This is a genomic window from Archangium gephyra, from assembly GCF_049060025.1.
Classification (GTDB): Bacteria; Myxococcota; Myxococcia; order Myxococcales; family Myxococcaceae; genus Archangium; species Archangium gephyra_A.
Genome location: NZ_JBMEQQ010000002.1, coordinates 2033912 through 2054882, shown reverse-complemented (window position 1 = coordinate 2054882; position 20971 = coordinate 2033912). Strand labels below are relative to the sequence as shown.

Sequence of the window (20971 nt, the reverse complement as noted above, 5' to 3'; positions counted from 1 at the left end):
CCTTCCCCATTCGTTGACAAGCCAGAATAGCGATGGCTAGCATCCGCCGCCTATACGGACCTACATTTTTGTAACCGTTCGATTTTGTTGGGGAATTCGCCGATGACTTTTTATGAGGCCGCTCTCCGCGTGCTGGAGAGCGAAGGACGTCCCCTCACTTTCCTCGAGATCACCGAGAAGTCGATCGCCCAGAACCTGCTGTCCCACGTGGGCAAGACGCCCGAGCTGACGATGTTGTCGCGGCTCGCGGCGATGGCCCGCCGGACGCGCGATCGCAAGGTGGTCGTCACCGCCAAGGATACCTTCGCTCTCGCCGATTGGGCGTTGCCGGAGGATGCCGAGGCGTTGGCGCTGACGGGAGTGATGGAGGCGCATCCGGAGGACAGCCTGCCGCCCCTGCGGCCGGTCGAGCGTCACCCCGAGCCCCGCACGGACAACGTGCGCGTGGCCGGGCGTGGCAGTGAGCGCAAGCGCCGCCGGGAGGAGGAGGAGGAGGCAGGACGGGGTGGACGCCGCCGCCGTTTCCCGCCCATTCCGGAGGTGGTGTTCGAGATCCTCAGCGAGGGGGGCGAGGCCCTGCGCCCGGAGCAGATCCTGGAGCAGGCGCGCACCAAGGAGCTGGCCGCCGAGGACGCCACGGTGGAGTCGCTGCTCACCGCGCTGCTGGAGGACAACCAGCGCCGCATCGACGCGGGCCGCCGGCCCCAGTTCTCCTTCTCCAAGGAGAGCGGAGCGGTGGCGCTGGAGCGTGCCGGTGCGCCGAGCGAGGCCCCGCCGCTGGAGCTGCAGGCCGCCTTCGCCGCCGCGCTGGGCATTCCGCTCGAGGACGGCCGTCCGGTGCTGCCGAGGGCCGGTGCCGCCGCCGCCGCCACGCCCGAGGCCCAGGCCGATGCCGCCCTGCTGACGACGGCGCGCACGGCGGTGAAGGACGCGCGCAAGGCCGTGGCGCGCGTGCTGCGCAAGCGCCTGGGCGAGCTGGACGTGGGCGCCTTCGAGAAGTCCGTCGTGAAGATGATGCACGCGCTGGGCTTCCGCGAGCTGAAGGTGGCCAAGCGCTCCAAGGAAGGCCCGCTGCTCACCGCCCGCAAGCGCGAGGGCAGCGTGGATCTGCGCTACGCCATCCGCATGCTCAAGGGCTCGCCGTCGCTGGATCGCAAGGCGGTGCAGGAGCTGCGCAAGGACCTGGGCCACTACTCGGCCCAGGTGGGTCTGCTGGCGTGCGCCGGGGACGTGCGGGGCGATGCGCGCACCGAAGCCCAGGCGAGCGGCTCGCTGGTGATGCTCTGGTGCGGGGACGCGCTCGGCGAGAAGTTCCTCGAGGCCAAGGCCGCGGTGACCGTCACCACGGTGGAGCTGTACGACGTGGACGAGCGCTTCTTCGAGGTGGCGAAGCTCGAGGCCGACGAGGCCCAGAAGCGCCGCGAGGAGCGCCAGCGCGAGAAGCAGGCCCGTGAGGGTGAGGAGGGCTCCGAGGAGACCGAGTCCACCCGCGAGGCCGGGAGCACCGAGGGTGGCGCGCCGTCGCGCCGCGAGGAGCGCCGGGAAGAGCGTCAGCGCGAGCGGGAGGAGCGCAAGCGTGAGCGGGAGGAGCGCCGCGAGGAGCGCCGCCGCGAGCGTCAGGCCTCCGCCCAGTCCGAGCAGGCCGAGGCTCCCGCTGGGGCCGCCCCGGTCGCCGTCGCGCCCACCGAGGCCATCGCGCCCGCCGGCCTCTCCGAGGAGGGGGAGGAGGGTGATGATGATGACGAGGACGATGATCTGGAGGCCGCGAGCGCCTTCGTCGCCGGGGGTGGCCAGCCCGAGGGAGGCGCTTCGGGTGAGGGCGCCTCCGCCAGTGAGCGCAAGCGCCGCCGCCGCCGCCGCCGGGGCCGTCGCGGCCGGGGTGGCCGGGGTCCTGAGGGCACGCCGGGCGCTCCGGGTGATGCCGGTGCCGCGCCCGAGGGTGCCGCCGCCGCTGGGGTGACGTCCGCCGAGGGTGCCGCCGCCGCCGAGGGTGCTGCCGCCGCCGAGGGTGCCGCTACCGCCGAGGGTGCCGCCGCCGCCGAGGGTGCCGCCACCGCCGAGGGTGCCGCCACCACCGGGGGGGCCGCGCCCGAGGGTGCCGCCGCCACGGAGGCCGTTTCCGCCGAGGGGACCTCTCCGGCCACCGGAGCCGAGGGCGCCGAGGGCCTCGCGGCTCCCGGTGAGGCCGTGAGGACGGCCGCCGAGTGGCAGTCGCCCTTCCCGAGCGTGGACAGCCCCGCGACGGCCGAGGCCCAGCGCACCGCCGCGGAGGAGTACGCCCGGGTGGCCGCCGAGAAGGCGGAGTCCGCCGCCGAGGGAGCCCGTGCTCCCACGGAGCCGGAGCCCTCCAGCGGGCCTGCTTCCTCGGGGAGCGGCTCGCCGGAAGGCGGAAACGCCTGACGTGCTCGCGCTCCTGCGTGAGAGGAGCGCGGGACTGGGTTAGGGTAGGCCGGTATGAAGCCCGGCCTGCTCATCGTCGTGATGGCCCTGGTGCTCGGCGCCTGCCGTTCGCGGGAGCCGAGCTTTCCGGTGGAGCGCCTCTCGCTCAAGGGCGCGACGGTGGTCGACAACAGCCTGCTCGGCTGGGCCCCGTCGGACGTCCAGGAGCTCTTCACCCGCACGCTGCGCGACAGCCGCCGCTTCGAGCTCCTCGAGGAGGGCGGGAAGGGCGAGAAGGACCAGCGCGCGCGGAACGGCTGGGTCTTCACGCTCGAGCTGCCCTTCACCCGTGAGGCCCTCAAGGACGGCAGCGCGTACTCCATCGCCGAGGTGGGCGTCACCCTGGCCATGGAGCGCCGGGGCGAGGAGGAGGATCAGCGCTACCAGGTGGTGGGGCTGGGCGAGGTGCGCGTGGAGGGCAAGGACGCCGAGGCGCGCCGCGAGGCCCTGCGCGAGGCCCTGCGCCGTGCGCTCATGCAGGTGGCCCAGGCGGCCGCGCTCCAGTTGGCCGCGGTGGATCGCCCGGACGGGGCGCTCCTTCAGGATCTGCAGTCCCAGGATGAGCGCGTGCGCGAGTTCGCGCTGCGCGTGCTGGCCGACCGGCGCAACCCCGCGGCGGCGCCCCTGCTCATCCGCCAGCTCCAGGAGGACGATCCGCAGATGGTGCGCCAGGCCATCGGCGCGCTGGCGGAGATGAAGGCGCCGGGGGCCGTTCCCGCGCTCATCGAGCTGGTGAAGGACCGGGAGATCGGCTTCGTGCAGGAAGTCGTCTTCGCCATCGGGGAGATCGGCGGGACGGAGGCCGAGGCGTACCTCTTCACCGTGGCGCAGGGGCACGATCAGCCGGATGTGCAGGCCGCGGCCCAGCAGGCACTGGATACACTCCTGGCATCACGCAAGCTCGCTCCGGAGGCGCGCGGCACGGACCGCGCGGGACACTGACACATATGAAGCTTTCGTCTGTCGTACGGTGGGGCCTCGGGGTCTCGCTGGTGGTGGTGGGTGCTGGCGCATGCTCCTCGAGCCGGCAGCAGGTGGCCGAAGAGCAGGAGACGCGTCCCTCGGAGTCCCTGGCCGCGTACTACCCGCTGGCCGTGGGCAATCGCTGGACGTACCGGGTCAACGGCCGTGCGGACAGGACCGTGGACGTGGAGGTGCTCAAGGAGGAGGACGGGTACTTCCACGACAACCAGGGGGGCCAGTTGTCCGTGGACAACTTCGGCGTGAGGGATCGCAAGCGCTACCTGCTGCGCGGCCCGCTCGCCGAGGGCACCCAGTGGACGAACGTGGTGTCCGTGTCCTCGACGGAGCGCTACCGCATCCTCCAGGCGGGGGTGCCCTGCGAGGCGCCCGCGGGTTCCTTCCCGCACTGCGTGCGGGTGGAGGCACGCAACCGCGTGGATGCCCAGACCACCCTGGTGAACGCGCTCACCTTCGCCGAGGGCGTGGGGCTGGTGCGCATCGACGTGTCCGCCGAGAAGAGCAACGGCGAGCGCGTGCCTCAGACGTGGTTGGAGCTGGCGTCCTTCAAGCTCCAGGAGCCGGGCCGCTGAACAACGCAGGGGGAGGGAGTCACATGAAGGAGATCGGCATCGCCCTGCTGGGTCTGGGCAACGTGGGGTTGGGGACGTACCGCATCCTCGCCAACCACGCGAAGGACATCGAGCGCCGCCTGGGAGCGCGGGTGCGCGTGCGCCACGTGCTGGTGCGCAACGCGGGCAAGCCGCGGCCCGAGGACGTGCCCGCCTCGCTCATCACCCACGACATGAAGACCATCCTCGAGGACAAGGACGTCTCCGTCGTGGTGGAGCTGATGGGCGGGCTGAGCCCCTCGCGCGAGTACCTCGAGCAGGCCATTGCCTCGGGCCGCCACGTGGTGACGGCCAACAAGGCGCTGCTGTCGGCGCACGGCGAGGCGCTCTACTCGAAGGCGCTGGCGCGCGGGGTGGACGTGCACTTCGAGGGCGCCGTCTGCGGTGGCATCCCCATCATCCGCACGCTGCGCGAGGCGCTCGCCTCGGACCGGGTGGAGTCGCTCACCGGCATCGTCAACGGCACCACCAACTTCATCCTCTCGGCCATGGCCAACGAGGGTGCCAGCTACGCGGACGCGCTCCGGCGCGCGCAGGAGCCTCGGCTACGCGGAGGCCGACCCCACGCTGGACGTGAGCGGCATGGACGCGGCGCAGAAGCTGTGCCTGCTGGCCTCGCTGGCCTTCTCCGCCCGCGTGTCCCCCGAGTCCATCCTCGTGGAGGGGATTACGAGCCTCACCCCCACGGACATCTCCTACGGGCGCGAGGCGGGGTACGTGCTCAAGCTGCTCGCCACGGCGCGCCGGGCCCCCGAGGGCCTGGACGTGCGCGTGCACCCGGCCTTCATCCCCGCCGCCAGCCCCCTGGCGGATGTGAGCAGTGCCTTCAACGCGGTGCTGCTCCAGTCCGTGGCGCTGGGCGCCTCGCTCTACTCGGGCCGGGGCGCCGGAGACATGCCCACGGGCAGCGCGGTGGTGTCCGACATCATCGACACCTGCCGCAACCTCCTGGCCGGCGTCTCCGGGCGGCTGCCGCTGCCGTGCCCGCCCCACGTGCACGACGTGCCCCTGCTGTCCTCCGGCGAGCGCCGCGGGCCCGTCTACCTGCGCTTCTCCGTCAGCGACGAGCCCGGTGTGCTCGGGCGCATCGCCAGCGTGCTCGGCGAAAAGGGGGTGAGCATCAACTCCGTGCTCCAGCGCCCCCCGCGTCCCGCGGACGCCCACGCCACCATCGTCGTCTTCACCCACGACACCCGCGAGGCGGACGTGGGGGCCGCGGTGACGTGGATCGACTCCCTGCGCAGCACACGTGCACCTACCCAGGTCATCCGCATCGAGGAAGGCCCGGGAGTTTTGCTCGGCAGCCGTTAGGAGGGCAGGCGGGCATCCGAGCGAAGGTTCACCACCCGGCGGGGCCTGTTGAAAGCAGGGCCGCCGATCCCTACCCTGGGAGCCCTTTTTCCAGGGAGGTTCGCGGCATGGGTGTCACCCCCGAGAACGCCGAGCAGACGCAGCAGGAGATCATCCTCGGCTTCCTCGCGGACGGGCGGGATGAGTTCCTCTCGGGCGAGGCGCTCTCCGCCAAGCTGGGCCTGTCACGCACCGCGGTGTGGAAGCACGTGCAGTCGCTGCGCGAGAAGGGCTACCGCATCGACGCCGTGCCCGCGCGGGGCTACCGGCTGGTGGACGTGCCGGATCGGCTCTCGCCGCTGGAGCTGACGCCGCTGCTGTCCACGCACAGCCTCGGACAGACCCTCCACTTCCACGACTCGCTGCCTTCCACCAACCAGGCCGCCTTCCGGCTGGCCTCGGACGGCGCCGAGCACGGCGAGGTGGTCATCACCGAGCAGCAGACGGCGGGCAAGGGCCGCCGGGGCCGCACCTGGGTGTCGCCCCACGGGTTGAACCTGTACTTCTCCGCCATCCTCCGGCCGGAACTGCCGCCCCAGCGCGCCCCCGAGCTCACCCTGGTGGCCGCGGTGGCGCTCGCCGAGGCGCTGCGCGAGGCCGACGCCGAGGCCCTCATCAAGTGGCCCAATGACGTGCAGATCGGCGGCCGCAAGGTGGCGGGCATCCTCACCGAGCTGTCCGCGGAGCCGGAGCGGGTGCACTTCGTGGTGCTCGGCATCGGCGTGAACCTCAACGCGGGCCCCGAGGACTTCCCGCCCGAGGTGGCCTCCACCGCCACGTCGCTCTCCCAGGCGCTGGGCCGGCGCATCAACCGCGCCCTCTTCACCACCGCCCTCTGGGGCCGCCTGGAGGAGTGGTTGGATCTGCACCACGAGGTGGGCTTCGATCCGGTGCGCCAGCGCTGGAAGGAGCTGTCCGCCACGCTGCGCCAGGAGGTGCTGGTGCGTACCGGCCAGTCGGAATTGCGCGGTGTGGCTGAAGACATCGATGAGTCCGGTGCACTGATGGTGCGGACGGCCGGGGGCTCTCTGGAAAGGGTACTCGCCGGGGATGTGGAGCAACTCCGGCCCCGCTAGACTGCGCGGCGAGCCATGCTTCTCGCCATCGACGTCGGCAACACCAATACGGTGCTGGGGGTGTACGAAGGCAAGCGCCTCCTGGACCACTGGCGTCTGGAGACGAGCGCCCGCCGCACCTCGGATGAGTACGGCATCCTGCTGCGCCAGCTCTTCCAGTCGAGCGGGATAGACCCGGACCGGGTGCGCGCGGTGGCCGTCTCCAGCGTGGTGCCGCCGCTGCAGTTCAACCTGGAGCGGATGAGCGAGCGCTACTTCAAGACGCGCCCCATGTTCGTCGGGCCCGGGGTGAAGACGGGCATGCCCATCCTCTACGACAACCCGCGCGAGGTGGGCGCCGACCGCATCGTCAACGCGGTGGCCGCCTACGACAAGCACCACCAGGGCCTCATCGTCGTGGACTTCGGCACCGCCACCACGCTCGACGCGGTGACGCCCAGGGGCGAGTACCTCGGCGGGGCCATCTGCCCCGGCATCAACATCTCCATGGAGGCGCTCTTCCAGAACGCCTCGAAGCTGCCGCGAGTCGAGCTCGCCCGGCCCCCGCACGTGGTGGGCCGCAACACGGTGCACTCCATCCAGTCCGGCCTCTTCTACGGCTACGTGGGCATGGTGGATGGCATCTGCGCCCGCATCCAGGCGGAGATCGGCTTCGAGGCGCGGGTGGTGGCCACCGGCGGCCTGGCGCCCCTGGTGGCCAGCGAGTCCAAGCTCATTCACGAAGTCGACGAGTTCCTCACGCTCGAGGGTCTCCGCATCATCTACGGAAGGAATCACGCCTCATGAGCACCGCTCCTCAGCAGGTCCCCGCGGCCCCCGCTGGTTGTCCCATTACCGCCGAGTTCCTCCCGCCCAACATGCGCAAGCATGTGGACCCGGCCGCGCCCGTGCCCCTGCGGATGATGGCCGCCAAGGCCCTGGTGCCGCTGGCGCCCTCGGACATGCTCGGCGCCCTCTTCATGCTCACGTTCGATGCGGACGCGGCTGTGCGGGAGACCGCCGCCAAGACGGCCGCCGCCCTCCCGGATCGCTTCTCCGCCGGCCTGCGCGACGAGGGCATCGCGGCCCCCGTGCTGGGCTGGTTCCTCTCGCTGCTGTACACCAAGGACGCCCTCGCGGAGATGCTCGTCCTCAACCCCACCACGCCCGATGAGGCCGTGGCCGAGGTGGCGCGGAGCTGCAGCCCGAAGATCGCGGAGATCATCGGGCACAACCAGCTCCGCATCCTGCGTTCCGAGAACATCATCCGCGGCCTGTGCACCAACCCCAACGCCAGCCCGGCGCTGATCGACAACGTGTGCGACTTCGCGGTGCGCAGCGGCATGGCCGTGACGGACGTGCCGCAGATGCAGGCCGCCCGCGTCCGCGTCCACGGGCCCTCCGCCGCTCCTCCCGAGCCGGGCCCTACCGCCGAGGAGATCCTCGCGGAGCTCGCGGACGCCACGCCCAAGACCGCCGCCGCGGGCCCGGAGGAGGGCAAGGAGGGGGAAGATCCCACCGCCGCCATTCCCGAGGCCAAGAAGCTCAGCCTCACCCAGCGCATCATGAAGATGAGCATCGCCCAGAAGATCAAACTGGCGACGCTGGGCAACAAGGAGGCGCGCAGCTTCCTCATCCGCGACACCAACAAGCTCGTCTGCACCGCCGTCATCCGCAGCCCCCGCATCACCGATGGCGAGGTCCTCAACTGCGCCGCCAACAAGGCCGTCAACGAGGAGGTGCTGCGCATCATCTACAACAGCCGCGAGTTCACGAAGAACTACAAGATCAAGATGGCGCTGTTGAAGAACCCCAAGCTGCCGCTCGCCGTGGGCATGAAGTTCCTCAGCACCCTGCGCGAGAATGATCTCAAGGATCTCAGCCGGGACAAGAACGTCCCGTCCGGTCTCCAGGGCGTGGCCAAGAAGATGGTCGAGAAGAAGAACGAGCCCAAGAAGACCGACGACAAGTAGGGCGCGTCAGGTGGGGCAGGGGGCCCGCTCGGGTTCGAACCCGGGGCCCCCGCTCCCGTGACTCAGGCGACGGCTTCCTCGTCGTCCTCGCCCGCCGGCTGCTCCTCCAGGAGCTGCGTGGCGATGGCCAGCGCCTTCTTCGTCTTCTCGCGCAGCTTCTCGTCCGCCTTGATGCGCGTGTAGAGCCGGGCCACGCGATCCTCGTTGCGCGCCACCTGCTCCTCCATCTCGGTGATGCGCTTGCGCAGCTCGTCGGCTTCCTGGCCCGCCTGCGCCTTCACCGCCTCCAGCTCCTCCCGCCAGCTCTCGCCCTCGCTCCTCGCCGCCGCCAGCTCCGCGTCGAGCTGATCCGCGCGCGCCCTCAGCTCCTCCACCTCGCCCGCCTGCGCCTGGAACTGCTCCACCTCGGCCTGCAGCGCCGTCGCGCGCGCCGTGGCTCCACGCGCCTCTTCCTTCGCCGCCGTGAGCTGCTGCTCCACCCGCCGCCGCTCCGCCATGAGCTGGTCCGCCTTCGTCTTCAGCGTCTTCAGCTCCGCGTCCCGCCGGGCGATCTCGTCCGTGGAGCCGCTGACCTGCTGCTCCAGCGCCAGCAGCCGATCCTGCTGCTCGACGATCTCCTGCTCCTTCTGGTTCAGCTCGCTCTTGAGGCGGAGGATCTCCCGGTCCTTCCGGTTGGACGCCTCACGCAGCGCCAGGGTGGCCGAGTCGTTCTTGCCCACCGAGGCCTTGGCCGTCTCCAGCTCCGTGCTCTTGGTCTCGAGCTTCCGTCTCCAGCTCCTGCACCCGCGACTCCGCGGTGCTGGCCTGGCTCCGGGCGTCATCCAGGGCGTCTTCCAGCTCGAGCACCTTGGCGCGCAGGTTGCGCAGCTCGGCCGCGTCCGCGGCGGACATGGCCGGGGCGGCGGGCGTGCTCGCCGGAGCCGGACGGGCCGTGGCCGCGGGCGTCACGGGCGTGGCACGCGGGGCCGGCGTGGCCGTCATGGGCCTGGCCGTGGCCACCGCGGGCGCCGGAGTGGGGCGGGCGGCCGCCACGGGCGCGGGCTTCGGAGCCGGCGTCGGCGCGGGCGGCATGTAGCCCACCACCGTCTTCTCGCTGTCCAGGCCCAGCGAGTCGAGCGCGTTGTCGTCCTCGCTACCGCCCAGGCCCTCCAGCCCGGAGAAGTCGTCCTCGGGCGAGCTCAGCTCGGGCGGAGCCTCCACCGGCTCCTCGATGCTGCCCGTCACCGGCGGATCATCCATGCTGTCCCCGAAGGGATTGTCGAGCAGGGCCAGCTCCTCGCCGTGGCTCTCCAGCGGCTCGCCCTCGATGGCCAGCTCCTCGCCCTGCACCGGCTCGTCACCCAGCCCGTCCAGCCCGTCCATGCCGCCCAGGCTCAGGCCGTCATCGACGACCTCGCCCGCGGGCAGCTCCGGGAAGCCGATCAGGTTGCCGGCGCGATCCACCAGCTCGTCGGCGTTCACCGGCTTGGCCACGTAGTCGTCCGCGTGCGCCTTCAGCTTGCGGTGCTGCGCGAAGCCGTCCGGGTTGCCGATGATGATGATCGGAATCGCCTTGAGATCATCGTCCTTCTTCAGCTTGCCGCAGATGAGGTAGCCGTTCTGTCCGGCCGACAGGTCCACCGCGAGCACCACCAGCTCGGGCCGGTCGCGGCGGATCTGCTCCACGCTGCCCTTGCCGTCGGTGGTCTCCTGCACCGCGAAGCCGCGGGCCTCCAGGGCCTGCCGCAGGTTCGCGGAGAGGGCGGTGTCACTTTCGACGATCAGGATGTTCTTGGACATGGAAGGGATGCCGGACCAGGAAGGGCGTGCGCGCTCCTCGTCGGGGACGAGGAACGACGGCTCTGGAAAAGTCGCTCGGGGAGGCTATCGGTGCCTACCGGGACCGTCAATCTTCGGTCCAGCCGGATTTCCAGGCAGTCCAGCTCGTGGGGCAGGCGGGCAGCCCGCGCGCTCACGAGTGGCTCAGGGCTGTAGCGCGACGGGCCGCGCGGAGACGTCCGGAGAGACGGGGCGCGACGGCCTGCTCTTCATGGCCGCCTGCTCGGCGACCATGCGGCGGATGTCCGATTCGTCGAGATCGCTCACCAGCTCGTAGACGATCTCCCCATCCCGCCACACCGCCACGTTGTACCCGTGGCTGGAGCCCACCTGAACGGAGGGCAGGGGAGGGGCCTCGATCTCGCGCTTGGCGTCGTCGAAGACGAACAGGCCGATGCGCCTGGCGGGCGCGCCGTGCTTGTCCGCGTTGCGCTCGTAGCTGATGTACGCGGCGGGGCGATCCGTCACGTTGGAGATGCGCGCGCCGGACAACTGCACGTCCGGAAGCCGGGGCACGGAGACGCGGTGGTCCAACTTGCCGTCGAACCAGGCCTCCACGTGCTCGTGCGAGCCACCCGCGACCTCCACCGGAAGTTGACGGGCGTGCCGCCGCGCGGCGTCGTCCACGAAGCGCTGGCGCTGCTCGGGCCGCAGCGCCATCCACGTGCCGCCCGCCATCAGCACCACCACGGCCGCGGCGCTCGCGCGCAACCACCACCCCTGCGTCTCCCGGCGCTGCTCCTCGCGCATGCCCCGCTGGATGCGGGCGCGCAGGGCGTCGGGGGCCCGGGTGGACTCCACCGCCTGACGCGCGGCCCGGCGCAGCGACTGCTGCATCCGGACCTCCATGTTCACCCGCTGCGCGCACTCGGCACAGCCGGTGAGATGCGCTTCGACTTCCAGCCGCTCCTCGGGCTGAAACTCACCGTCGAGGAACGGATAGAGGATGGAATCGAGTTCCTGGCAGGTCATGAGCGCTCAGGGCGGGAGATGGTTGAGGTCCCGTGCGGAAATATCGTGAAGAAATATTTCCGGGGCCATCAACCTCGATCTACCCCACCTTCTTCCTGCGTCTGTAATCATCGAGGTTCGCCGGAGAGCCCGCGGCGGCCGTCCCATCCGCGTTCGCCGCCTCGGCGTTCGCTTCTTGACGCAGCACGCCAGAGCCCTGCGCGTACTCGCGCAGCGTCTTCTGGAGCAGCTTGCGCCCGCGGAACAGCCGGCTCATCACCGTGCCCACGGGACACTCGAGGATCTCCGCGATCTCCTTGTAGGAGAACTCCTGCAGGTCCGCGAGGATGACCACCAGCCGGAAGTCGATGGGCAGCGCGTCGATGGCGCGCAGCACGTCATCCGACAGGAGGCGATCGAAGAAGTACTGCTCGGGGTTGGCCGCGAAGTCCGTCGCGTCCCGGCTCACGAAGCGCTCGTGCACCGCCTCGCGCTCCACACCTTCCACCACACTGCGCTCCTTCACCTTGCGCCGGTAGCGGTTGATGAAGGTGTTGGTGAGAATCTTGAAGAGCCAGGCCTTGATGTTGGTGCCGCGCTCGAACTTGTCGAAGAAGCGGTAGGCCCGCATGCAGGTGTCCTGCACGAGGTCCTCGGCGTCCCGCTCATTCTTCGTCAGCCTCAGGGCCGCGGAGTATAGCGGGTCGAGGTGGGCCAGGGCCAGTTCCTCGAATTCCTGCTTCGTCCGGTTGTTCTGCCTGAAGTCCAGCATGCTCCCGCCTTCCAGAGGCCCGAAATTACAGGCAATTGAGTCGTTACCTACCCGGCAATGTATGCACGGGAACAGACTGGGCAACAACACAAAGCCCGCTGGCGCCGTTTGCACGGCTGCCCCAGCGGGCGGGAGACAACCGGCGGGGATAATTATTCCCTGATTTCGGGAGCAACCCCCCCGCCGGGGTGTCGCAGTGTGGACTACTGGAGACTACCGGCCCTTGGCGCCGATGGCGTCGAAGATGGACATGTAGCTGTAGCCGAGGTCCTTGGCGACGGCCTCGTAGGTGACCTGGCCGTTGTAGGTGTTGAGGCCGCGGGCGAGGGCCTTGTCGGCCTTGACGGCCTCGACGAGGCCCATGTCGGCGATCTTCCGGGCGTAGGGCCGGGTGGTGTTGGTGAGGGCGTAGGTGGACGTCTGGGGCACCGCGCCGGGCATGTTGGCCACGCAGTAGTGCACCACACCGTGCTTCACGAAGGTGGGGTTGTCGTGGGTGGTGGGCACGCAGGTCTCGATGCAGCCGCCCTGGTCCACCGCCACGTCCACCACCACGGAGCCGGGGCTCATCTCGGCGATGAGGGCCTCGGAGACGAGCTTGGGGGCGGCCGCGCCGGGGATGAGCACCGCGCCCACCACCAGGTCCGCCTCGCGCACGCTCTTGGTGATGCTCTCGGAGTCCGAGGCCAGGGTGGCCACGCGGCCGAGGAACACGTCATCCAGGTAGGTGAGGCGCTCCAGGTTGACGTCGATGATGGTGACCTCGGCGCCCATGCCCACGGCGACCTTGGCCGCGCAGGTGCCCACCACGCCACCGCCGATGACGGTGACGCGGCCACGGCGCACGCCGGGCACGCCGCCCAGGAGAATCCCCTTGCCCCCGTGCGCCTTCTCCAGGCACGCGGCGCCGACCTGGATGGCCATCTTGCCGGCCACCTCGGACATCGGCTTGAGCAGCGGCAGCGAGCCATCATCGAGCTGGATGGTCTCGTAGGCCACGGCCGCCGCCTTCTTCTTCACCAGGGTGCGCGTGAGCTCCGGGTCCACGCCGGCCAGGTGGAAGTAGGTGTAGATGACCTGCCCGTTCTGGATGCGCTCGTACTCGGGCGCGATGGGCTCCTTCACCTTGACGATCATCTCGGCGCGCTTCCAGACCTCGTCCGCGCTCGAGACGATCTGCGCACCCACGCGCTGATACTCCGAGTCGGGGATGCCGGAGCCGACGCCGGCGTTCGTCTCGACGAGAACCGTGTGGCCCGCGCTGGTCAGGGCGCGAACGCCCGCCGGAACCATGCCGACACGGTACTCGCGGGTCTTGATCTCCTTGGGGACTCCGACAATCACTTGAGCTGCCTCCGAAATGTCCGCAATAAGGGACGCAAAAGCGGGCGGACCCTAGGCAGGGCTCCGGAGGGAGTCAAGACGCGCTCTGGCAAGGGGCCATACGGCTCGTGAATGCGCGCCGCGTCGAAAGGTCCGCCCGGCAGTGATAGTTAACGAGGTCATGACTTTGGCACCGAAGCTGCTGTTCGCGGACCCGAAGGGGCGGGTGATGGAGCACCCCTATCTGCTGGCCACCTTGCGCAGTGGGGAGGAACTCGTCCCCCCGCAGGACAAGCCCATCCCCCTGCCGTCGGCCGGGCGGCTCGTCCACCTGCCGGGCCGGCTGCCCGTGGGGTTGGATCCCGAGACAGGGGAGCTGGAACTGGTCCGAGAGTTCAAGATGAACGGGAAGACCTTCGTGCCCAGCGCGGTGGGGGCCCTGCTGCCTCCGGGTTACACGCGGACGTTCCTGCCCGGTGAGGTGAAGGCGGACGGCCCGGTGCTTCCGCAGTGGGCCTATACCGCCGCGGCCTGGGGCGAGGACGGCCCGGTGGCCTGGGCCATCCACACCGACAAGCGTTCGCACTGGGAGCCGGAGAAGTACTCCACCCCGGACTTGAAGAAGATCGTGGACGCGCACCTGGCGCGCTTCCCCAACAACCGCGTGCTCAAGCAGCTCACCACGTGCGCGATGCTGTACCGGTGCTTCACCTCGCAGAACATCTTCTACGTGCGCGACGAGGGGGCCATCCCCGCCTCGGTGATGTGCAACGCGCGCTGCGTGGGGTGCATCTCGGATCAGCCGGCGGACGGGCCTCCCGCCTCGCACGAGCGCATGAATGACGGGCCCTCGGGCGAGGAGATGGGGGAGATCGGCCTGTACCACCTGGAGCACGCGCCGGGCCGCACCATGGTCAGCTTCGGCCAGGGCTGCGAGGGCGAGCCGCTCACCCGGTGGAAGTACATCGCCGAGGCCATCCGCTACATGCGCGCGCACAGCTCGCGCGGCTCCATCAACATCAACACCAACGCGAGCCTCACGAAGGGACTCGAGGCGCTCTTCGACGCGGGGCTGGATGCCATCCGCGTGTCGCTCAACTCGGCGTCGAAGGAGCTCTACGAGGCCTACTACAAGCCGGTGAAGTACGGCTGGGAGGACGTGGAGGCGTCCATCGCCCTGGCGCGCCAGCGCGGCGCGTACCTCGCGCTCAACCTGCTGCTCTTCCCGGGCGTCACGGACCGCGAGGGCGAGGTGAAGGCCCTGGAGCGGCTGGTGAAGAAGTACAAGGTGGACCAGGTGCAGACGCGCTCGCTGTGCATCGACCCCATCCAGTACCTGGAGGTGGCGCGCGACAAGGGCGCGGGGGGCGAGCCCGTGGGCATCCGCACGCTGCTGCGCCGGCTCAAGGCGGCCCGGCCGGGGTTGATCATCGGCAACTTCGCGCGCGGGCTCGAGGAGCGGGAGAACGCGGCGAGCGCCCGGAGGTAGCGGGAGTAAAGGAGGGGGCCGGGGCCGGGTGCGGTGCCCCGGCTCGAGCGCGGCCTACTCCTGCGGGGTGACGGGGTTGAGCTCCTTCGCCACCAGATGGCCCAGCACGGCGTCCTTCGGCACGTAGCCGTCGGCACCGGCCTCGCGGCAGATGCGCTGCAGCTCCTCGATGTTCTCGCCGGAGCACAGCAGCACCTTGATGCCCTTGAAGAGGCTGTTGCTCTTGATGAACCGGCAGAACTGCTCGCCGTTCACGTTGGGCATGCGCACGTCCAGCAGGACCAGGTCCGGACGCGTCTGCTTCTTGAGGATGATCTTCGTCGCCTTGTCCGCGGAGTCGGCGATGTGCACCTCGAAGCCCTTGGTCACCAGGTCCGCTTCGATGATGCGCGCCGTCATCTCGCTGTCGTCGACGATGAGGATGCGAGGCTTCCTTCCGGCGGCCGCCGCCATCTTCGCGGCCGAGGGGAATCCACCCGTCGCGGCCGGAGCGGGCGCGGCAGCGGGGGAGGGCGCCGCCGGAGCCGGAGTGGCCGCCGGGGCGGGTGTGGCCGCCTGGGGCGCCACGGGGACCGGAGCCGGGCCATGCGCGGCGGGAGCCGGCTGGGCCGGAGTGGCGTGGGCCATGGGATGTGCCGCCGCGGGAGCCGTGGGCCTCGCGTGCGCCGTGCCCGGAGGAGCGGCATGCGCCGTGGCCGCGGGAGCGGTGGTGCGAGGAGCGGCAGGGGCCGGATGGGCTCCCGCCGCCGGAGCCTGGGCCGCCGGACGGGGCTGAGCCACCTGTCCCGCGACAGGCGCACGCGGAGCACCCGGGGCCGGGTGTGCTCCCGCCGCGGGAGCGGGGTGCGTTCCCGCCGCCGGAGCCTGGGCCGCCGGACGGGGCTGAGCCACCTGTCCCGCGACGGGCGCACGCGGAGCGCCCGGGGCCGGATGGGCTCCGGCCGCAGGAGCGGGGTGGGCACCCGCCGCCGGAGCCTGGGCCGCCGGACGGGGCTGGGCCACCTGTCCCGCGACGGGGGCTCGCGGGCCGGGGATCGCCTGACCCGGAGCCGTCGCGGGAGCCACCCGGGGCGGAGGAGTGCCGTTCGCCTGGGGAACTCCAGGCCCGGTGGGCCGGGGAGCAGCCGCGGTGGCGGGGGGACGGGCCGCCGGAGCCACCGAGGGCGGGCGGGGAGCCGCCGCGGTTCCCGCCGGGCGGGCAACCGGAGCCGCCGGAGCTGTCGCGGGCCGTGCGGGTGCGGACGCACTGCCGGTGGGGGCGCCCAGGATCCGCATGATGCCGCCGATGACGGCCTCGATGCCGCCACCCTTGAGGATGTAGGCATCGGCACCCGAGTTACGGGTCTTGGCCGCCAGTTCCTCCTCGGAGATGTCCGAGTAGAGGACCAGCTTGGAGGTGACCCGTTTCTGGGTGCGGAGGTACTCGACGACGTCGTCGCCGAACATCTCCGGCATGTTCACGTCCATGAGGATGAGCGCGAACGGTCCCTCGGTGAGCTTCTGGTCGAGGCTCGCCAGGTCGGTCGCCCCGGTGGCATGGTAGCCAGCAGCGGAGAGGGCCCGGACCGTGAGTTCCACCAGCATCGGGCTATCATCGATGACCAGTACGCGAGACGTCTGCCTCCTCAAGGAATACAGCCGTTACCCTACACCGTTGAGTGGGCCCGGACCACGTGATTTCGGTCCACTCTTGACCCACTTCGCTAGCCTCCGGATACTTTGGCGCCTTGACCAACACTCCCCTTCAGCGTGCGCTGCGGATGGCACCCGACCGGGCCATCGCGGGCCAGGCCCGGCCGGAGCAGGAATTCTTCTGTTTCCGCGCGGGTGAACTTCGCCTCGCGGTTCCCAGTGAGAATGTCCTCGAGGTCATCCGTACCGGGCTTCTTACGCCCCTTCCCCGAACCCCATCCTTCCTCCTGGGTGTTACCGGCCATCGCGGCGAGGTACTCCCCGTGATGGATCTCCTGCGCTTCCTTGGCAAGGGGGAGGCCCGCGTCGGGGCCAGGACGCGGCTGTTCATCGGCACCAGCGGCAACTACCGCGTCGGTGTGGTGGCGGACGCGGTGCTCGGCCTGCGGCGTGTCCCCGTGGCCGACGTCCTTCCTCCTCCCCTGGGTGGGGATGCGGCCGCCGAGCACCTGCTCGGTGTCACCGGCGGCTCCACGGCCCAGGAGGCGATGGCCCTCATCAACTTCACCAAGCTGCTCCAGAGCGCCCGGCAGCGCGCGGTGGTGCGATGATCTACGACGATCAATCGCCCGCGTTGAACGAGGTCGACGTCCTCTTCTTCGAGGTCGGCGGCGTCGTCTACGGCACCGATGCCCAGCAGGTGCTGCGCATCGACCGCTCGCACCCGGACGATCTGGTGGTACCGGGGCTCGGGCCACTCAAGCGCGGCGGCCGAGCGCTCGTCTTCGACTCTCCCGAAGGGGAAAGCCACCTGAAGGTGGACGGCATCCGCGGCGTGCGCCCCGTCCCCATCATGGATCTGCGGCGGCTGCCTGTCGTGGCCGGCGCCGCTCCCTACGCTGTCGGTGTGTTCCTCGACCAGGAACGCCCCGTGATGCTGATTGATCTTGTTGAAACCTTGAATGCTCAAGGAAGGCACTGAAGGCAATGTCCCCCGCTGACACGAAGAACGAAGTGGTTTCGACGGAGGGCGCTGCCGCCCCTCGCTCCAAGAAGGCCGGCTCGCTCAAGCCCCTCACCGACACCGTGATCGCGGTGCTGGCGGGCAACCTCGAGGCACGCGTTCCCAAGAACGCCGTGGAGGAAGATGCCGCCGACCTGGCCCAGCTCTTCAACCAGTTGCTGGATCGCCATGCCTCCTCCGAGCGCCGCAAGCAGGTGGCCGCCCAGGAGATCGATCAGGCCATCGACGCGCTCATCACCCTGGTGCGCGAGGGTGACCTGGCCCAGTGGAACACCTCCACCGAGGACGCCCAGCTCGGGCCCCTGCTCGAGGGCTTCGGCAAGGTGATCGAGACGCTGCGCACCTTCGTGCGGGAGATCAACGAGGCGGCCCTGCGCCTGTCCTCGTCCGCCAACCAGGTGCTCGCCGCCTCCACGCAGCACGAGACGACTCCACCGAGCAGGCCGCGGCCATCCACGAGACCACGGCCACGATGGAAGAGCTCAAGCACGCCTCGGCGCAGATCGCCGAGAACGCCGGCAGCGTGGCGCGCGTGGCCGAGGAGACCCTGGGTGCCGCTCGCGCGGGCCGGGGCGCCATCGGCGAGTTCATCCAGGCCATGCAGCAGATCCGCAGCGACGGCGTCGCCGTGGCTGACTCCATCACCAAGCTGTCCAAGCGCGTGGAGCGCATCGGCACCGTCGTCGAGGTCATCGACGAGATCGCCGACCGCTCGGACCTGCTCGCCCTCAACGCGGCCCTCGAGGGCAGCCGCGCCGGTGAGGCGGGCAAGGGCTTCTCCATCGTCGCGGCCGAGATGCGCCGCCTGGCGGAGAACGTCATGGAGTCCACCAAGGAGATCAAGAACCTGATCACCGAGATCCGCGAGGCCACGGCCGCCGCCGGCAGCGCCGCGGATGCCTCCAAGGAGGCCACGGAGTCGGGTGAGAAGCTGGGCGCGGTGGCCGCGCAGGCCGTCGAGGGCATCCTCGCCGGTGTGCAGGAGACGAGTGACGCCGCCCGCGTCATCAACCTCGCCACGCAGCAGCAGCGCACCGCCACCGAGCAGGTGGTGGCCTCCATGGCGGAGATCGAGGACGTGACGCGTCAGACCACCCAGGCCTCCAAGCAGGCCACGGGTGCCGCCGCCGAGCTGCACGCAGCTCGCCGGCCGTCTGGCGGAGCTCATCAAGCGTTTCAAGGCCGACTAGTCAGGAGCGGGAGGGGCAACTCGGGGCGGATTTCCGTCCTGACGCCCTCTGGTCATGGACACCGAGTCCCTCAAGAAATCCCTCCTGTCGAAGTTCCAGGAGGTCAGCGCCGACCGTCTGCAGAAGATCCAGCTGGGCATTCTCGATCTCGAGAAGCCCACCGCGGATCAGGCGGCGGACGAGGTCGCGCGCGAGCTGCACACGATGAAGGGCGAGGCCCGCATGCTGGGCCTGGCCGCCATCGGCCAGCTCGCGCACGCGGCCGAGGACGTGTTGCGCGCCGAGCGAGACGGGAGGGCCGCCACCGAAGTGGCGACGGACCTCCTGCTGCGTGCGTGCGACACCATTTCGGACCTCCTGGAGGACACCGAGGGCGCCCAGTCGGGCACCCCAGCCTCGCAGGAGATGGTCGAGGCGCTCGTCGCGGCCTCCGGCCACACGCCTCCGGCCATCCCGGGCGCGAAGCCCATCTCGCGGACGGCCATTCCGGTGGTGCCCGAGGTCCCCGAGGTGGAGGCCACCTACGAGGAGCCCGCGGAGCCCGTGTATGTGCCTCCGCCCGCCGCGGCGGTGGCACCTCCGCCCCCGGCACCCGCCCGGGCCGCCAAGGCCGAGCACGCCCACGAGGAGGGCCACGCCCCCAAGGCGCTCGCCGACCGCAGCATCCGCGTGAACGTCGAGGTGCTCGACTCGCTCGGCCTGCTCGCGGGAGATCTCCTGGTGGAGAGCGCGCGCGGCCGTCTGCGCGCCTCCGAGGTCGAGGCGCTGCTGCAGCGCTTCTCGCGCCTGGGTGATCGCTTCCTCAAGCTGGCCGAGCATCTCAACGTCCCCAACCAGATGCGCAACGACCTCGAGCGGATCGAGGGCGACCTGCACATGCTGCGCGACGACGCGTTCCGCTTCGTTCGCCGCAACGGGGATGGCATCGAGACGCTGCACGGCAACCTGTCGATGATGGCGGACCACGTGGCCGAGGCCCGCCTCGTGCCGCTGTCCACCGTCTTCGACGCCTTCCCGCGCGCCGTGCGTGACATCGCCCGGGCCCAGGGCAAGGAAGTGGACCTCGTCATCGAGAACGCCGACCTCGGCGTGGATCGCTCGATGCTGGCCGACGTGCGCGACGCCCTGGTGCACCTGCTGCGCAACGGCGTGGATCACGGCCTGGAGACGCCCGACGAGCGCCGCATGCTCGGCAAGCCCGCCGGGGGCCGCCTGCGCATCCGCGTGCGCGCCGACGGCGACATGCTCAGCATCGAGGTGGACGACGACGGCCGCGGCATGGACCCGCAGAAGCTGCGGGAAGTGGCCGTGCGCAAGGGCCTGCTGACCGAGTCCCAGGCCGCCGCCCTCTCCGAGCGCGAGGCCATCGAGCTCGTCTTCCGCGCGGGCTTCTCCACCCGCCAGGAGATCACCGACATCTCCGGCCGCGGCGTGGGCATGGACGTCGTGAAGAAGAAGGTGGAGTCGCTGGGTGGCTCGGTGGGCATCGTCAGCCGCCAGGGCCGCGGCAGCGCCATCACCTTGCGTCTGCCGCAGTCGCTGGCGCTCATGAAGGTGCTGCTGGTGCGCCTGGGCGACGACGTCTACGGCATGCCCGCCGCCGACGTGGTGGCGGTGATGCGCGTGAAGCCCGAGGACCGGATGGAGGTCTTCGGCACCCTGGCGGTCAAGCACCGCGGCAAGCCCACGGCGCTGGTCGGCCTGGGGCCGCTGCTGGGCGTCAACGGCGGCAACCGCTTCGACAAGCCGCCCGCCGTGGTGGTGCGTCACGGTGACGACCTGGCCGCCCTGGTGGTGGACGGCTTCGTGGACGAGCGCGAGGTGGCGGTGAAGCCCTGCGGTGGCGAGTTCCTCAAGGGCGCCGCCTTCATCGCCGGCACCGCCGCGCTGGAAGATGGCCGCATCGCCGTGCTCCTGCACGTGCCGGACATCATGACGGAGGTGCGCCGCATGGCGCGGCCCGTCACCCAGGGCCAGGCCGCCAAGCGCCTGCGGGTGCTGCTGGTGGACGACTCGCCCATCGCACGCGCCACCGAGTCCGCGCTCGTCAAGGCGCTCGGACACTCCGTGGACGAGGCCCAGGACGGCGAGGAGGGCTACCTCAAGGCCCAGTCCCAGGCGTACGATCTCATCCTCTCGGACGTGCAGATGCCCCGGCTGGATGGTTTCTCGCTCACGCGGCGGCTCAAGTCCACCGTGGGGCTGTCCCGCATTCCGGTCATCATCCTGTCCTCGCTCGCATCGCCGGAAGACAGGCGGCGCGGGGCCGAGGCGGGCGCGGATGCGTACCTGGTGAAGGGCGAACTGGGCGTGGAGAGCCTGGCGCAGACCATCGATCGTCTGACCTGAAGTGAAGCAAGGGG

Annotated in this window: 16 protein-coding genes and 4 pseudogenes; 13 read left to right on the top strand and 7 right to left on the bottom strand. The window is 70.4% G+C overall.

Features of this window, described 5'->3' with window-relative positions; all coding sequences use genetic code 11:
* Positions 1-102 precede the first annotated feature (102 nt).
* The 8 genes and pseudogenes from ACN28I_RS08915 to ACN28I_RS08880 all read left to right on the top strand — a co-directional run bounded on the left by ACN28I_RS08915 (position 103) and on the right by ACN28I_RS08880 (position 8409).
* A complete protein-coding gene (locus ACN28I_RS08915) occupies positions 103-2400 on the top strand; it encodes an HTH domain-containing protein (protein WP_420941652.1) in 2298 nt (765 codons plus the stop codon).
* 54 nt (positions 2401-2454) lie between these two features.
* Complete coding sequence (locus ACN28I_RS08910) at positions 2455-3381, top strand: HEAT repeat domain-containing protein (RefSeq protein WP_420941651.1); 927 nt, start codon at positions 2455-2457, stop codon at positions 3379-3381.
* A 5-nt stretch (positions 3382-3386) separates the two neighbouring features.
* Entirely contained in the window at positions 3387-3992 is a 606-nt protein-coding gene (locus ACN28I_RS08905; protein ID WP_420941650.1) for a hypothetical protein, read from the top strand.
* Positions 3993-4015: 23 nt separating this feature from the next.
* A pseudogene (locus ACN28I_RS08900) lies at positions 4016-4510 on the top strand (homoserine dehydrogenase); the annotation flags it as partial.
* 22 nt (positions 4511-4532) lie between these two features.
* On the top strand, positions 4533-5342 hold the full coding sequence (locus ACN28I_RS08895; RefSeq protein WP_420948601.1) for a homoserine dehydrogenase: 810 nt from the start codon (positions 4533-4535) through the stop codon (positions 5340-5342).
* A 107-nt stretch (positions 5343-5449) separates the two neighbouring features.
* A complete protein-coding gene (locus ACN28I_RS08890) occupies positions 5450-6457 on the top strand; it encodes a biotin--[acetyl-CoA-carboxylase] ligase (RefSeq protein WP_420948600.1) in 1008 nt (335 codons plus the stop codon).
* A 15-nt stretch (positions 6458-6472) separates the two neighbouring features.
* The gene (locus ACN28I_RS08885) at positions 6473-7243 is read left to right on the top strand and encodes a type III pantothenate kinase (protein WP_420941649.1); all 771 of its coding nucleotides are present in this window, start codon (positions 6473-6475) and stop codon (positions 7241-7243) included.
* The gene (locus ACN28I_RS08880) at positions 7240-8409 is read left to right on the top strand and encodes a hypothetical protein (protein ID WP_420941648.1); all 1170 of its coding nucleotides are present in this window, start codon (positions 7240-7242) and stop codon (positions 8407-8409) included. Before ACN28I_RS08885 ends, ACN28I_RS08880 begins: the two co-directional genes overlap by 4 nt.
* A gap of 62 nt (positions 8410-8471) precedes the next feature.
* Here the strand turns inward: ACN28I_RS08880 and ACN28I_RS08875 are convergent, their stop codons facing one another.
* The 5 genes from ACN28I_RS08875 to ald form a co-directional block, all read right to left on the bottom strand.
* On the bottom strand, positions 8472-9128 hold the full coding sequence (locus ACN28I_RS08875; RefSeq protein ID WP_420941647.1) for a hypothetical protein: 657 nt from the start codon (positions 9126-9128) through the stop codon (positions 8472-8474).
* Positions 9091-10188, bottom strand: a complete 1098-nt coding sequence (locus ACN28I_RS08870) for a response regulator (protein WP_420941646.1) — start codon at positions 10186-10188, stop codon at positions 9091-9093. The genes ACN28I_RS08875 and ACN28I_RS08870 overlap by 38 nt, the downstream gene beginning before the upstream one ends.
* Before the next feature lie 183 nt (positions 10189-10371).
* On the bottom strand, positions 10372-11199 hold the full coding sequence (locus ACN28I_RS08865; RefSeq protein ID WP_420941645.1) for an anti-sigma factor family protein: 828 nt from the start codon (positions 11197-11199) through the stop codon (positions 10372-10374).
* 79 nt (positions 11200-11278) lie between these two features.
* Entirely contained in the window at positions 11279-11950 is a 672-nt protein-coding gene (locus tag ACN28I_RS08860; protein ID WP_420941644.1) for a sigma-70 family RNA polymerase sigma factor, read from the bottom strand.
* Positions 11951-12163: 213 nt separating this feature from the next.
* Complete coding sequence (ald, locus tag ACN28I_RS08855; RefSeq protein ID WP_420941643.1) at positions 12164-13294, bottom strand: alanine dehydrogenase; 1131 nt, start codon at positions 13292-13294, stop codon at positions 12164-12166.
* Positions 13295-13454: 160 nt separating this feature from the next.
* Here ald and ACN28I_RS08850 point away from each other — a divergent pair, with 160 nt between their 5' ends.
* Positions 13455-14762: a radical SAM protein gene (locus ACN28I_RS08850; protein ID WP_420941642.1), complete on the top strand. Its 1308-nt coding sequence runs from the start codon at positions 13455-13457 to the stop codon at positions 14760-14762.
* Positions 14763-14816: 54 nt separating this feature from the next.
* Here the strand turns inward: ACN28I_RS08850 and ACN28I_RS08845 are convergent.
* Positions 14817-15344: pseudogene (locus ACN28I_RS08845) on the bottom strand (response regulator); the annotation flags it as partial.
* A 732-nt stretch (positions 15345-16076) separates the two neighbouring features.
* A pseudogene (locus tag ACN28I_RS08840) lies at positions 16077-16391 on the bottom strand (response regulator); the annotation flags it as partial.
* A 131-nt stretch (positions 16392-16522) separates the two neighbouring features.
* Here ACN28I_RS08840 and ACN28I_RS08835 point away from each other — a divergent pair.
* From ACN28I_RS08835 to ACN28I_RS08820, 4 genes and pseudogenes are all read left to right on the top strand, one after another.
* The gene (locus ACN28I_RS08835; RefSeq protein ID WP_420948599.1) at positions 16523-17005 is read left to right on the top strand and encodes a chemotaxis protein CheW; all 483 of its coding nucleotides are present in this window, start codon (positions 16523-16525) and stop codon (positions 17003-17005) included.
* Positions 17002-17376 carry a Frizzy aggregation protein FrzB gene (locus tag ACN28I_RS08830; RefSeq protein WP_420941641.1) on the top strand — a complete coding sequence of 125 codons (375 nt, stop codon included), beginning with the start codon at positions 17002-17004 and terminating at the stop codon, positions 17374-17376. The genes ACN28I_RS08835 and ACN28I_RS08830 overlap by 4 nt, the downstream gene beginning before the upstream one ends.
* A gap of 5 nt (positions 17377-17381) precedes the next feature.
* Positions 17382-18608, top strand: a pseudogene (locus ACN28I_RS08825) (methyl-accepting chemotaxis protein).
* A gap of 54 nt (positions 18609-18662) precedes the next feature.
* Positions 18663-20957 carry a hybrid sensor histidine kinase/response regulator gene (locus ACN28I_RS08820; RefSeq protein WP_420941640.1) on the top strand — a complete coding sequence of 765 codons (2295 nt, stop codon included), beginning with the start codon at positions 18663-18665 and terminating at the stop codon, positions 20955-20957.
* Positions 20958-20971 lie beyond the last annotated feature (14 nt).